The organism is Kushneria indalinina DSM 14324 (genome assembly GCF_003385845.1).
Classification (GTDB): domain Bacteria; phylum Pseudomonadota; class Gammaproteobacteria; order Pseudomonadales; family Halomonadaceae; genus Kushneria; species Kushneria indalinina.
In genome coordinates this window covers 418,759-430,653 of record NZ_QRDJ01000007.1, presented here as the reverse complement: position 1 = coordinate 430,653, position 11,895 = coordinate 418,759, and the positions used below count along the sequence as shown (strand labels likewise).

Annotated in this window: 16 protein-coding genes; 3 read left to right on the top strand and 13 right to left on the bottom strand. The window is 59.5% G+C overall.

All coding sequences use genetic code 11. The features are described from left to right. Positions 1–229: 229 nt before the first annotated feature. Positions 230–1,795, top strand: a complete 1,566-nt coding sequence (locus C8D72_RS08650; protein WP_115854010.1) for a methyl-accepting chemotaxis protein — start codon at positions 230–232, stop codon at positions 1,793–1,795. 209 nt (positions 1,796–2,004) lie between these two features. On the opposite strand, the gene C8D72_RS08645 is transcribed toward C8D72_RS08650, so the two are convergent. The 6 genes from C8D72_RS08645 to C8D72_RS08620 form a co-directional block, all read right to left on the bottom strand. After that, positions 2,005–2,208 (bottom strand): cold-shock protein, encoded by a 204-nt coding sequence (locus C8D72_RS08645; protein WP_115854009.1) that lies wholly within the window; start codon positions 2,206–2,208, stop codon positions 2,005–2,007. 258 nt (positions 2,209–2,466) lie between these two features. Beyond that, the gene (locus C8D72_RS08640) at positions 2,467–3,879 is read right to left on the bottom strand and encodes an MFS transporter (protein WP_115854008.1); all 1,413 of its coding nucleotides are present in this window, start codon (positions 3,877–3,879) and stop codon (positions 2,467–2,469) included. A 387-nt stretch (positions 3,880–4,266) separates the two neighbouring features. Beyond that, positions 4,267–5,001 carry an SDR family oxidoreductase gene (locus C8D72_RS08635; protein ID WP_115854007.1) on the bottom strand — a complete coding sequence of 245 codons (735 nt, stop codon included), beginning with the start codon at positions 4,999–5,001 and terminating at the stop codon, positions 4,267–4,269. 160 nt (positions 5,002–5,161) lie between these two features. Then, positions 5,162–5,797 (bottom strand): nitroreductase family protein, encoded by a 636-nt coding sequence (locus C8D72_RS08630; protein ID WP_115854006.1) that lies wholly within the window; start codon positions 5,795–5,797, stop codon positions 5,162–5,164. A 127-nt stretch (positions 5,798–5,924) separates the two neighbouring features. Further along, positions 5,925–6,203 carry a hypothetical protein gene (locus tag C8D72_RS08625; protein WP_115854005.1) on the bottom strand — a complete coding sequence of 93 codons (279 nt, stop codon included), beginning with the start codon at positions 6,201–6,203 and terminating at the stop codon, positions 5,925–5,927. 145 nt (positions 6,204–6,348) lie between these two features. After that, a complete protein-coding gene (locus tag C8D72_RS08620) occupies positions 6,349–8,058 on the bottom strand; it encodes a beta-galactosidase small subunit-related protein (protein WP_115854004.1) in 1,710 nt (569 codons plus the stop codon). A 141-nt stretch (positions 8,059–8,199) separates the two neighbouring features. Between C8D72_RS08620 and C8D72_RS08615 the strand changes: the two genes are divergently transcribed. Next, complete coding sequence (locus tag C8D72_RS08615; RefSeq protein ID WP_115854003.1) at positions 8,200–8,631, top strand: hypothetical protein; 432 nt, start codon at positions 8,200–8,202, stop codon at positions 8,629–8,631. 58 nt (positions 8,632–8,689) lie between these two features. Next, a complete protein-coding gene (locus C8D72_RS08610) occupies positions 8,690–9,655 on the top strand; it encodes a tyrosine-type recombinase/integrase (protein WP_115854002.1) in 966 nt (321 codons plus the stop codon). On the opposite strand, the gene C8D72_RS08605 is transcribed toward C8D72_RS08610, so the two are convergent. From C8D72_RS08605 to C8D72_RS08580, 7 genes are read right to left on the bottom strand one after another with little or no spacing between them, the layout of a single operon-like run. Continuing rightward, entirely contained in the window at positions 9,621–9,884 is a 264-nt protein-coding gene (locus tag C8D72_RS08605) for a hypothetical protein (protein ID WP_115854001.1), read from the bottom strand. The genes C8D72_RS08610 and C8D72_RS08605 overlap by 35 nt on opposite strands. Beyond that, positions 9,881–10,171: a hypothetical protein gene (locus tag C8D72_RS08600; protein ID WP_115854000.1), complete on the bottom strand. Its 291-nt coding sequence runs from the start codon at positions 10,169–10,171 to the stop codon at positions 9,881–9,883. The genes C8D72_RS08605 and C8D72_RS08600 overlap by 4 nt, the downstream gene beginning before the upstream one ends. Further along, positions 10,168–11,025, bottom strand: coding sequence for a DNA adenine methylase (locus C8D72_RS08595; protein ID WP_245955203.1), 858 nt, complete (start codon positions 11,023–11,025; stop codon positions 10,168–10,170). Before C8D72_RS08595 ends, C8D72_RS08600 begins: the two co-directional genes overlap by 4 nt. Further along, positions 11,022–11,246 (bottom strand): hypothetical protein, encoded by a 225-nt coding sequence (locus C8D72_RS08590; protein WP_147301520.1) that lies wholly within the window; start codon positions 11,244–11,246, stop codon positions 11,022–11,024. The genes C8D72_RS08595 and C8D72_RS08590 overlap by 4 nt, the downstream gene beginning before the upstream one ends. Continuing rightward, entirely contained in the window at positions 11,239–11,412 is a 174-nt protein-coding gene (locus C8D72_RS17525; RefSeq protein ID WP_170140546.1) for a hypothetical protein, read from the bottom strand. The genes C8D72_RS08590 and C8D72_RS17525 overlap by 8 nt, the downstream gene beginning before the upstream one ends. Next, on the bottom strand, positions 11,409–11,627 hold the full coding sequence (locus C8D72_RS08585; protein ID WP_115853998.1) for a TraR/DksA family transcriptional regulator: 219 nt from the start codon (positions 11,625–11,627) through the stop codon (positions 11,409–11,411). The genes C8D72_RS17525 and C8D72_RS08585 overlap by 4 nt, the downstream gene beginning before the upstream one ends. A 2-nt stretch (positions 11,628–11,629) precedes the next feature. After that, positions 11,630–11,893, bottom strand: coding sequence for a hypothetical protein (locus C8D72_RS08580; protein ID WP_147301519.1), 264 nt, complete (start codon positions 11,891–11,893; stop codon positions 11,630–11,632). Positions 11,894–11,895: the final 2 nt, after the last annotated feature.

The window sequence follows — 11,895 nt, the reverse complement described above, 5'->3', positions numbered from 1 at the left end:
GTGACTCGCCGGTCAGTAGCAGAAAGCCTTGATATAAACCGGTTCGGGGCAACGTGTATACCCACGTCTGCTTTCATGGGCCCTATGGATCGGGATGTCGTGCGGTTAACGCTTTTTAATAACCTTTTATTATCATTAATTTATTCCTGATTTCTGAAGGCTATTATCAAGAAAGCTCGGGTCACGTCGATATAGCACGGTAATTCCATCTTCCATGAGTGATCCGAGCATGTTGACCCGTTTGAAAATCGGCCCGCGTCTGGCCATGGCCTTTGGTGTCCTGACACTGCTGTTGGTGGCCAGTGCCATTGTAGGATTGGTGGGCCTGAGCAACATGAAAGAGACTGCTGACAGCGCCATCAATACGGATGCTGCTCTGGCGCAGAATGCGCTGAATGTGCAGCGCCTGGCACTTGAGGAGAGACGCTTCGAGAAGGATAGCTTCATCAATATCGACACCCCCGACAGGGTCGCCGGTTATTACGACAAGTGGGAGAACTCTCGCGCAGCACTGAGTCAGACGCTGGCGGAAGGCGAACAGCTCGCGCCGACCGATGACCTGCGCCAGCTCTATACACAGGCAGAGGCAGCGCTTGAGGCTTACGCGGCAGGGTTTCAGGCGATCCATCAGCGCATCGTGAATGGTGAGCTGACCGAGCCTGCTCAGGCCAATGCGGCCTTTGGCGCCTACAAGGAGCAGGTCTATCAGCTTGAATCGCTCGCCGATCAGATCAACACGGTCGCCGCCGAGCGTATGGACCGTGCCAATGAGACGATTTCAGCGGCGCATTCCCGGACCATGGTCAGCCTGCTGGTCTTTGCCGCGATCGCTTTGCTGGCGGCAGTCGCACTGGCGGTCGTCATTACCCGAAGCATCACGCGCCCCCTGGGCCGGGCGCTGTATGTGGCCGAACAGGTCGCACAGGGCGACCTGACCCAGGAGATCACCGTCACCGGACGCGATGAAACCGCCCAGCTGCTGGCGGCCATGAAGAAGATGAACGCCTCGCTTCTGACCCTGGTGGGTTCGATCCGTGAAACCTGTCAAAGCGTTCATGCCGGTGCCAGCGAGCTCTCTCATGCCAGCCATGACCTCGCGGCCCGTACCGAGCAGCAGGCTGCTTCGCTGGAGGAAACCGCCGCCAGCATGGAGGAGATCTCGTCAACGGTGAAAAACAACACCGAAGCGACCCAGCGGATCAATGCGCTGACCATCGATGCCACCGGCAGCGCGCGCAGCAGCAGTAGTGATGTGGTACAGAGTCTGTCATTGATGAAGGAGATTGCCACGCAGTCGCAGCGCGTTAACGAGATTCTGGCCACCATCGATTCGATCTCGTTTCAGACCAATATTCTGGCGCTCAACGCGTCGGTAGAAGCGGCTCGCGCCGGTGAGCAGGGGCGTGGCTTTGCGGTGGTGGCCTCGGAAGTACGAGCACTGGCCAATCGCAGTGCCACCTCGGCCGGCGAAATTCGCCAGCTGCTGGAAACCATGAGCCAGCGTATTACCTCCGGTGTGGCACAGGCAGAGCGTAGCGGCGGCAGCATCGAGCAGACTCGAGGTGCCATTGAAGAGCTTGCCACGCTGATCAATGAGATTGCGACTGCCTCGCGTGAGCAGAATGGCGGTGTGGATCAGGTCAATACTGCCATTGCCCAGATGGATATGGTCACCCAGCAGAATGCTGCCATGGTCGAGCAGTCCACGGCTGCCGCCAGTATGCTGGAAGAGCAGGCCGGGCAGCTGCAAAAGCTGGTGGCCACCTTCAGAATTCGAGAGACGGCGCACGCCTGATACGGGCGATGCCGGATCACTGGAACACCCGTCGTCAAAAGGCCCCGCACATGGCGGGGCCCTTGAGGTCTATCAATGTCACTATCCCGCATGTCTGCACGATCGGATTGATAAACATATTGGTAGTCAATACACAAAAACAACAAGGCCCGCCGAAGCGGGCCTTGTTGCGTCAGGTCAGAAGACCTGAAGGCATGATAACCCGAAGGTTAGTCTGCCTGGACGTTTGCAGCCTGAAGGCCTTTCTTGCCCTGAGTCACGTCGAAGGAGACCTGCTGGCCTTCCTGCAGCGACTTGAAGCCTTCAGCCTTGATTTCGGAGAAGTGGACGAACAGATCATCACCGCCGTCTGCCGGAGAGATGAAGCCAAAGCCTTTAGCGTCGTTAAACCACTTTACTGTGCCAGTTGACATATTCGAATTTCCTTGCGCACAAAGCGCTATAAAAAGTTACCGGGTGTTGCCCCAGATGAAGCAGGTAAAACAAGGGGGATAAAACCAGGCTACCGAAGGACTCGAGTGCTACTGACTATATTCGACTTGCTAACCAACTGAGGGCATCGTGTCACGTTGAAAGGGGCAGGGTCAAACGAATGCGTGAAAAGAATTTGGGGCCTACGCAGACCAGGGGCCACGACGTCTCCTGACGGCATGGCCCTGCGCGCCGGCCTGTCAGCCCGGCCGCGGTGCCATGTTGCCGGTCGGGAAGGCTTCAGCGTCCATGCTTGATGCGTTGCCCCCGCTGCGACGCGTCTCCAGATCGGTGCGGATGGCGTCCATGCGGGTATCGTCAAGGCGAAAGCGCCAGACGGCACCGGCCAGCGCCAGGGTGATCAGCGCCGGAATCAGCGTCATCATCAGGGTGATGGCCAGCACTGCACTGGCGCTCTGCGCTTCAACGCCTGCTTCATAGCCGCCGATGGCGAGCATCATCCCGATCAGACCGCCGGCCACCGCCAGTCCTACCTTCAAAAAGAACAGGTTGCCCGAAAAGGCCATGCCCGTATTGCGCTCGCCGGTCTTCCATTCGCCGTAGTCCTCGGCGTCCGCCATCATCGACCAGGAAATCGGCGTGCCGATGCCATTGATCAGATTGACCAGCGCAAAGGCGAGGGTGGTGATCATCATCTGCTCAAAGGGCATGAAGAAAAGCCCGATCGAGCCTGCCGTGATGATCAGCGAAGTGCTCATGTAGACATGGGTCTTGCTGAACCGGCTGGTAAACCAGGGCGAGATCAGCGCGCCGATCATCTTGCCGACAATGGCGGCGGTAATGAAAAACGAGATGCCGCCGGCGCTTAGCATCATCACGTAGGTGGCAAAGTAGATCGAAGCTCCCTGGCGCAGAAAGAACTGCGTTGCCTGCAAAAAGGTAATGCCGAGAATAATCAGCCAGCGCTCGTTTTTGACCAGCGCCTTGAGCGACTGCTTCAGGGGCTTTCTCTCTTCACTGATGGGCTCGACCCGCTCGCGGGTGGTGGCGAAACAGAACCCGAACATGAAAAGGGCAATGATGCCCATCAACCCCATGGTGAGCTGAAAGCCGCGCGCCTCGTTGCCGCCACCCAGCAGCTCGACCAGCGGCAGAAGCGAGGCGGTCAGGATCAGATAGGCCACGCCGGCGAAGAAAAATCGCCACGATTGAAACGACACCCGCGCCTTGTGGTCATCGGTCACCACCCCACCCAGCGAGCAGTAGGGAATGCTCACCGAGGTATAAAGCACCGACATCAGAAAGTAGGTCGCGAAGGCATACACCACCTTGGCGCCATCGCTCCAGTTCGGCGTGGTGAACAGCAGGAAAATCGAGATCGCCAGCGGTATCGGCACCCACAAAAGATACGGGCGGTACTTGCCCCAGCGCGTTCGAGTGCGGTCGGCCACGAACCCCATGATCGGGTCGGTGATGGCATCGATCACGCGCATGGTGATAAAGATCACCCCCACCAGCGCCGGCGACAGGCCGTAGATGTCGGTGTAGAAATAGGAGAGATACATCACGACCGCTGCAAAGCTCATGTTGCAGCCGGCATCACCCATGCCAAAGCCGATCTTCTCCAGCAGGGTCACCCTGTTCTGGCGCATGCCTGACTCCCGATAATGTTTGCCTGCGGCGTTGCGTGTGCGACCTGGACCATCAGCGCCGTAAGACCTGGTAAGTCATGCCAGGCTAGGGGAGGGCGGTACCAGATAGCCAATATGGCTTTGGCGTAAAGGCGATATCAGAGTGGGTATGGCATCGGGTAACTGCTTCAAAGTATTGATCACTGCGACCATCGATGCAGAGACCAGGGTCGGGTTAGCAAGCGTCATGCTCCGAAGAGCTGACCCCTGCGCCGGCATCGGCCATGGGCACACGGGCAGTGCGTCTATCGCCGTCAGAGCGCCCATCAAAAGGGCCCCGCATGGGCGGGGCCTTCTTGATGGGTCACTGCCGGTTGCGGGCAGTGCCTGGCGGGATGGCGCGGCGCCTCAGGGGGAAACCTGACGGGTCGGCATGACCAGCAGCTCCTGGGGATTGACCCGGCCGGGCTGAGCGAAGGCGTAAAGCAGGGCGTTGGCGATATCGTCGGCGTGCAGGGCATCGACCTCATCGCGTCGCTCCTTCATGGTCTCTTCCGGCACGTTATTGCCCCACTGGGTATAGACGGCGCCGGGCTCGATCAGCGAGACACGAATGCCTTCTTCACCGAGTTCCTTGCGCAGCGTGTCGTGAAAGCCCACCACTGCGAACTTGGTCGCACAGTAGACCGACCAGCCCGGCACGCCATAGCGTCCGCCCACGCTTGAGACCGTGCTGATCATCGCGCCTTCCCGGCCGCGCAGCAGGGGAATGGCTCGCTGCGTGCAGTGCAGCACGCCGTAGAGATTGGCATCGACGGTCTTGCGCCACTCCTCCGGGTCGCTGGATTCAAAATCGCCGTGGTAGCCCACGCCGGCGTTGTTGAAGAGCAGATCCAGCCCGCCAAAACGCCCTGACACCGTCTGAAAGAGGCGCTCTACCTGAGCGGGATCGCCCACATCGGTGGGGAGGGCATGCGCCCGTTCGCCCAGCTCGTCGGCCAGGGCTTCAATCCTGTCGGCAGAGCGTGCCACCAGCACAACATTGACGCCTTCAGCGGCCAGTACGCGGGCGGTAGCTTCACCAATCCCGCTGGAAGCACCGGTGACCACGGCCACCCGATCGGTCAGATCACGAAACTGCATGAGACATTCTCCCTGCAAGTGGAAGCGAAAGACCTCCAAAGCCTGGTCGATACCGGCGCATATCGCTAGCAGGCTAATTAAATTTCCGAATGCTGATATTACGGGCAGGCCATTAAAAAGGCCCCGCATGGGCGGGGCCTTGTGGCGTGAGCATCGCTCATCACTCGATGGTATGGATGAAGTCTGCCCGGTCGCGGCGCACCTTTGCTCGGTCGGCGCCCGGGTCGCGTTCGGGGTCACGATAGCCCAGCGCCATGATCACCACGCTTTTGAGACCCTTCTCGCGCAGACCCAGCGCCTCATCCAGTCTGTCGGGGTAAAAGCCTTCCATCGGCGAGGCATCGACCTTCTCGAGCGCCGCGGCACTCAGCGCCACGCCCATGCCGATATAGGCCTGCCGCGCGGCCCATTCCAGACAGCCCTCATGGCTGCCCTTTTGATCCATCACGCCCTTGACCATGTTGCGAAAACCGTCGAGTTCGCTCTCGTCCTGACCGCGGGCACGGGCCATGCGGACAACATGGTCATCGACCTGATCCTTGAAGTCGCGGTCATGCACGGCGAAGACCAGCAGATCGGAGCCCTCGATCACCTGCGGCTGCGGAGCGGCGTCTCCGTGCAGACGCGCGCGCAGATCCTGGCTTCTGACATGAACCAGCGACCAGGGATGCAGGCCAAAGGAGGAGGGCGCCAGCCGGGCAGCTTCCATGATCCGCTCGAGTGTCTCTTCGGGCACCTGCTCGCCGTTCATGCGCTTGGCGGCGTAGCGCCAGTTGAGGGCATCGGTCAGGGACATGTCGTCATCTCCTTGTGGTCATCGGTGAGGGCCCTGGTCGAGTGTCGTCTGCGGTGGCGTGTCTGCCATGCAAAAAGGCCCCGCCGGCGCACTGCGCGGGCGGGGCCTTCGGCACTAGGGGCACGATTCAGTGTAGCTGACCGAACCTTTCGATACGATCGCGCAGCGCCTGCTCGGGGCCGATCAGCTCGATCAGTTCCGCCTCGGTGAGCTCGATGTCCTGATGTCGGGTGACGATGCTTTCGTAGTCCTCGCCATCGGCCAGGGCCTGCTCGACCAGCAAGGACAGTTCCTTGCGGTCGTTGATGGCGGCGGGGTCAAAGCTCCGACGGTTACGCTCGTGCTGGATGCGCTGCTCCCGGCGGCAGCGCAAGAGTAGATTGTCGGTAATAAAGGGGGCACTCATGGGCTCGATCCTTTGGAAGACGTACCCCGCCATGCTGTGGTGAAGGCTGTGCGCTGTCCATCCTGCCTTGGACGTATCAACAAAGGTCTCAGGGTGCTGGTGAGCAGGGGCTGTCAACGGCGTCTGTTCGTCAGCTTGGCGCCCGTTATATAAAGGTCGCTCGGCCCTGCTGGTGCGGTGGTTCTCCGGCCTGCTGTCGGGCCAGACTAACGCGATAGGACAGGCGATCGTCTAACAGCAGATAATCCGCATCAACACTCGGCGTCCAGGAATCATGACCTCCTACCCCCATGTGAAAACCATCCAGACACAGATGCACACCGGCGGACGGTTGCAGCAAATGACGATGAGTGGCATCACGCAGGCATTCGCGTCCATAGCGACTGACTGAAAAATGAACGGGCCCTTCGATATGCCAGGCGCCAAGATCAATCCAGCGAGCGTTGCAGCGCAGGCCATTGTCGCAGGGGTGTACATAGTCGGTATGCATATCGGCCAGAGGCCGTTGCCAGTGATCCACGCGGCTGGCGCTTGAACGGTCCGGGTAGTTTTCGTGCGGGCCCGCGCCCAGCCAGGCGACGCTGTCGGCAATATCGACCAGTTCACAGGTCATGCCAATGCGCGCCGGTGACGGTAGATCACTGCAGCGTTGTACCTCGATATCGATAACGACAATTCCTTCAGGGTTGAAATGATGCGACCAGCGGCTGATCAGCACCGTTCGCTCATCGACCTGATAGCGATGCACGGCCGATACCCGAATGCCCTCCTTCCCCTGTACCACCTGCAAGGGCTCTGCCAGGTGTTGTAGCCGATCCAGGCCTGCCTCGCTCCAGCGTTCGACCCACAGTCTTTTATCACTGTTCTCGCCACTATTGTTCCCAAGGTCGTTGTCCACCGGTGCCCGCTGAAAGTGATCCGTCAGCGGTGTGTGCAGCAGATCGCGGCCCGCCTGTTGCCACTGGCACAGCCGCGCCGTGCTCATGTCGAAGGTCCAGCGCTGATCGCCGGTACTGATATGGAGTTGTTCGCCGTCATGCCAGTAGTCAAGCGACGCCGCCTCGCGCTGCGGCCGGCTGGCCGGCACGGCCGGTTCGGCGCTGGCATGCAGCCGCTGCTGCCAGCCGGCATATCGTGTGCCGGCCTCTGCCCAAGCGGTGGCGCGCTCATGACAGATATCGACGTTCAGCCACCACTCGCCGGGCTGCCCATCGTGCTCGGGGACGCCATCAAGACGACTCTGCCAGCGCTCGCCCGGCGCGATGGCGAGGCCTTGTTGGCCCTCTGCCAGCGTAACCCCGTCGCGATGCACCCGCCAGTACAGCGATTCGTTGTTAGTGGGCCTGAACTGCCACTCGCTTTCGATATCGATCACCAGCGGGCGGGTTGACACCAGGTGGAAGCGAAAGGGCTGCTGAAGATGAGCCGCTTCGTAAAGCGAGGGATGTGGACTGCGGTCGGCGAAGACCAGTCCGTTCATGCAAAAGCGGTGATCATTGGGCATATCCCCGAAATCCCCCCCATAGGCCGAAACCTGCTGGCCGTCGACCGTCTTGAGCAGGCTCTGGTCGACCCAGTCCCAGATAAAACCGCCCTGCAGACGCGGGTATTTTCGAAAGGCCGCCCAGTAGCGATCGAGACTACCTAGGCTATTGCCCATGGCGTGGGCATACTCGCACAGGATCAGCGGCCGGGTCTCGCCGGGTCGGGCGATCCAGCGCTCGATGGCGTAGCGTCGGGCGCCGCTAAAAAACTGGTCCTCACCCACGCGGGCATACATGGGACAAATAATATCGGTGGCCGCGGTATCGGCGCCGCCGCCTTCGTAATGCGTAGGTCGGTGGTTCGAGTCCACTTACCGGCACCATATATATCAGGGAGTTAGCGCCAATAAGCGCTGACTCCCTTTTTATTTGCAGCCTATTTGGTGCATTCTTGGTGCAGTCACTCTTTTGTCATTGCCTGCCTTACCTCTACCTAATGTGAGGAACGAACCATGCTTGATCCTGCATATCTTAAAAGCCTGCTGACGCTAATAAACGACAAGCATTACACCGGGATGCATGCCGCAGATCTTGCAGATGAGCTAGCCCCTGAAAGTGAGGCGCCAATTGAGTTCACCGAGGCAGGGCACAAATTTAAATATCACATGGACGAAGCTAGGCAGGCTGGCTTGATCCGTCAGCGAGATAAGCCTAGCGCAGATGGATGGGGACTGTTTGTCAGCGTAGATGGACACTGGTCTTTCACCTGCGTCGCTCTGGTTCTTACTCCGGTAGGCGGTGAGTTCTTGGAAGAACTGAATAAACCGAAGGGAATAGAACGGCTCAAGAATGGGCTAAGAAGTGTCGGTGCAGCAGCCGGCACTGAAGCACTCAAGTTCGGAGTGGCCGAAGTCCTGAAAGCGGCGACTTCCGGATCAGTCTAGAGCCGCCCCTACCAAATCCCAGATTATCTGGCGCACTAGCTTATATCGAGGACCATACGTGGCCAGCTTCCAGAAACGATCCGGCTCATGGCGCGCTTATATCCGGCGCAAGGGCTACAAAACCATCACTGGCACTTTCGACACCAAGGCCGAGGCCGAGCGCTGGGCAAAGCAGGTCGAGTCGGATATGGCTCGGTCACGTTTTATCGATACCAGCGAGGCCGACGCGCTGGCGATCAGTGATGCCCTGGCGCGCTATGAGCGCGAGATATCAGTGCATAAAAAATCGTATCGAAACGAGCGCTCCCGGCTCTCGGTTCTTTCCCGCGATCTCGGCCATTTTGCGATCTCGCAGCTGCGCGGCAGTGACGTGGCCACCTACCGCGACGAACGCCTACAGGTTGCTTCAGGGTCTACTGTTCGGCGCGATCTGGCGCTGCTTTCGCACCTGTATACCATCGCGCGCAAAGAGTGGGGGCTGCCGGTTGAGAACCCCTGTTCGAATATTCGCCCTCCAAAGCTCAATAAACCACGCGAGCAGCGGGCTACTCATGAGCAGGTTGCAGCCATCGTAAAGCATGCCGCGTATCTGCACGCAGAGTTGCCAGCATTGGTAGTCCTGGCGGTCGAGACGGGTATGCGGCGCGGGGAGTTGCTGGGGCTGACGCGGGGTAACATTCGGGGGAAAGTGGCCTACCTGCCCGAGACCAAAAACGGCGGCTCCCGAACGGTGCCGCTATCGACGCGGGCACGGACTGCGATCCAGTCACTACCTCAGCGGATGGATGGGCGCCTTTTCTCGATGCACCCGGACACCGTCACTCACTATTTCCCGCGAGCGGTAAAGCTCGCCGGCTATGATGGGATCAGGTTCCACGACCTCCGTCATGAAGCCACATCCCGATTTTTCGAGCTGGGCTTCAATCTGATGGAGGTCGCGGCGATTACTGGCCATAAAGATCTGCAGATGCTCAAGCGCTATACGCACCTTAACCCTGACTCGCTTGCGGAGCGGCTGGGGTGATACGTGGCCGGCCCGGCTTTCGCTTTTGCGTCGCTACCGGCGCGCCCGCTTCCAGATCATCCAGCCAGCGCATGACGGTCGCACGCTTCCACGCCCAATGGCGGCCAATTTTAAAACGCCCTGGCGGCAGCATGTCGCTCTCGCGCTGGATGGCATTGGTGATCGAGACCTGTGTTTTACCGAGCAGGCCGGCGAGGTCATTGGTGTATAGAATCTCGCTTTGATTCATTGTGCCGTGGCCTCCTGTCTGGCTTTTGCTTTCCACGCTTTGAAGCGCTGCCCGATATTCCATAACTGCGCCCGTGCTTCCGCTCTGCCATCGATCTCTCGCCGGCTCTCTACCCCACACGCCCGGCAGATCCAGTCGCGGGCATCTTGCTCGTTGTGGGTGCCGTCGGGCACGTCGCTGCCGAACTTGGTCCGGGCCCTTTGATCGAGGTAGAGACCGAATGCCGGATCACGGCAGAGGATGCCGGCAGCGCGGGCAGCGCTGCCTCCTTTTCTCTCTTGAGTCATGCCGTGGCCCCCATGAAAATATCCTGCTGCGGTTGCTGCTCAGCCGTTCGGGGCGACAGCCAAAGGCATTCAGTTCTCTGTACACTTCCCATACGACTGCTGCCACTGGTCGACAACCCGACCCGAGTCCAGCCAGGCAATGCATCGTCATACATGCCTGATTCATACCCACTGACGATCACGAATCCCGAAAGGCTTTTGATGGCATCCAGCAACTGCAGGTGATCGTCTACTGTCATTTCATGGCGATAATATCGAGTGCTGCCTACCGACCTTGTCTCGGGCAGATAGGGCGGATCGACGTAGTGAAGCGTTTCGGGGCCGTCGTGCTGTTTCATAACATCGATAGCTGGGCGGTTCTCGATCAGCACATTAGAAAATCGTTCAGTCAGAAGGCCGAGCATGTCCGGTAGCCGCCGCCACGCTCTTGGGGTGTTCAATGCTTTCCCGTCGGGCTTCATGAAGGTACGCATTCCTGATCTGCCACGTGTGGCTCCAGCGCTGCCAAAACTTGCCCAGGCACGAAACAGCGTGCGGCGCGCCTGCTCGACAGGGTCATCAGACTTGAGTTGAGAAAGATCAAACTCATCACGAGCGTATGGCGTTAAAGCACACATTTTTGATAGCTGTTCGGCCTGCTCCGGGTTCCGCAGCACTCTAAACACGTTGACTATTTCGCCATCCATGTCGTTATAAATTTCCGAAATGGCCGGCTTTTTTCTTGTGAGCACGCCAGCAGCGCCCCCGAACGCCTCGACATAGGTGCGGTGTGGCGGGAAGTGCTCGATCACCCACGGCGCGATCCGAAACTTTCCGCCGTGGTAACGCAGGACGGGGGAGGTGATTTCTTTCACGCTTCACCCCCTGCGCGTTCGGTGTCACCTGTCAGCCACTTTGCTGCCGGTATCAGGCGCGACAGCTCATGCGTGCGGGCGATGCTTTCCGGGCGATGCCGTACTTCGATCATGCGCCCGGTAACGGTTGCCAGCAGTGTGATCCGGATTTGCTCGGGGATGCCCTGGGGCGCCATGCCGGCGCCCTCGGAATGATTAAGGTCCTGAATAGTCCTATCCACGACGCCCCCCCTTTTCAGCAGCCGCAAGGCGATTGGCCATGCGGGTGTATTCGTCATACTGCACCGCCAGTTCATCGCTGGCCGACGCGCGGCCCAGCAGGTAAGCCATGCGCAGGGTGACGAGACCCAGCAGGATGAGCAGGGCAAAAATGATCAGCTGGTTCATCGACGGACTCCCTTTGATTTGTGTTCGTTGAATGCCTGGCAGTCGATGCAGGTGGCCACGCCCGGTACCGCATTGCGGCGTGCTTCGGGGATCGGGTCGCCGCAGTCATCGCAGTGGGTCAGGCTCGGCATGCCGCCGATGCGGGTACGGCTGGCCAGCGCGGCATCGAGCCGGCGCTGGCTGTTTTCGTTGGCGAGATCGATGGAATCGGCCACGTTTATTCCTCCCAATGCTTCACGTAACGGGGCATCGCAGGAAACTCTCCGCAGCCCATCAGTTCTTTGTCGATGGCTGCGCGCACGTCTTCAACGCTTCCAGTCATGCCCCACGCGGTGGCAGCTGTCTTGCCATACAGGTAAACGCCATCGCCCAGATGCTGGATGTCGTACCCACGATATTTCTCGTTAGCCGGCGCGGGCTGCCCTGCCTTCTGCCGTTCTTCATCGCGCGCAGCGCGGTCGATCATTTTTTGAGTGCGCACGG